A 1508-nucleotide genomic window follows, 5' to 3' on the forward strand; every position below is an offset into this window, starting at 1 on the left:
AAGACTCTCAATCAGGCCATTAAACAAATCCAGATCGATTACGACCTGCCTGCAGACGACGGGCAAACCACTGAAGAGCGAGTAGACGACATCAGACATTTCCTGAGGGGAGACGGCGCTGAGAGACGGGATGAAGTCCTCGAGAAACTGGAAGCTGCCAGTAAACATCTTAACCTTCAGATACAAGGTGACCCCGGATTAATGGAGGAAGCAGATTACTTTATTGCTATTGCTTCCCATACAAATTCTAATGACCCGGACGAAGCCCATTACGCATTGGGTGAACTGCCTTTAACCAGGCAAAAGTACACTCGGGTCAAAGACTTCCTGCGTGTGCACGACAGGAAAAGTATGGAGTTAACTCATGCACTGCGTGAAGAAACTAATGTAAAAGAGCATCTGGCTCTTAAAAAAAAGGAGAACACCCCTTCTGGAGAGATCGATGAGAAGGCTGAAGCCCTGCATAATAACGAAATAGCTATGCTGAACTCAGACCTGGAGCATAAAAGTCAGGCTGTAGCAGAAACGAAAAAAGCTCTGGAGGATCTTAAAGAGATACTTGAATCCACTGAACAAGCCGTGGGGCTTCAACCAGACTCTTCTGACACCTATGAAGACCGGGTTAATGCCCTGAGAAACAAACAGATACAACTGGGCGGTAATGAGGGTACTGGCGGCATGATCCGGCAACTGATTCAGAAACAGGCTCATCTACAAGGTGAGATTGAAATCAGGAAAGCAGACATTGAGAGAATGAAGGAGGATCTGAAGGCTGCAGAGGAAGCCGTCGAAAGTGACATTGGCCCCTTCCAGTTCACTCCGAAGCAGGCAAAAGTTCTGAACGCTATCCACAAACTCATACAGCAGCACCCTCTTAAAAAACAAGCTCTGGAAGCCGCAATAGGTCTGGCAGAGTTAGCAGAAGAAAGCGTTAAAACAACATCATTTCTTGCGAGTTTCGATTTTGACGATGAATTTGCACCGATTCGCCTGCAGGCAATAATCGGAGAAAAACTGACATTTACACAAGCCAGTCGGATTGTGGAAGTTTTTAAGTGCCTGAAGGCGGTCTCACCGGAATCTCAACCTCTGATAGTTCTCAAAGAAGTGCATATTCTGTCGAACAAGGCCAGACGTCTGATGGCAACAGGGGCACAGGAATATGACGACAAAATTCTCGGTATGGGCAAAGCAGGCATTCACCACTTCGGGTATGAACCAAAAGACCTGAAAAGCTTCTCAGAATACTTCACTACCCATTCTGCCAGTGGTAACACGATCATTGCTCTGCTGGGTGAAGGTCTGATCAGCAAGATTGAACTTGAAAACTATATAAAGGCCGTCAGAGGTGTCGATGGATATCAGACAGTGGATGAATTTGAGCACCTCCTTGGCTACAGACACTGCGTCAATTTGCCTCAGTTCAATAAGGTTGTGCAAATGCTGTCCGACAAGGGTACTGAGAAATTCATGCAGAGTGCCTTCACTCCTGTAACCGTGAGCGCCAA

At 46.6% G+C, this 1508-nt stretch carries 1 protein-coding gene; it reads left to right on the top strand.

The features are described 5' to 3' along the window. The coding region (locus KDK19_RS13720) for an Atg14 domain-containing protein (protein WP_257292180.1) at window positions 1–1508 on the top strand (1508 nt) is incomplete at both ends.

Origin of the sequence: Endozoicomonas sp. ONNA1, assembly GCF_024606325.1 — a bacterium.
Lineage (GTDB): Bacteria > Pseudomonadota > Gammaproteobacteria > Pseudomonadales > Endozoicomonadaceae > Endozoicomonas_A.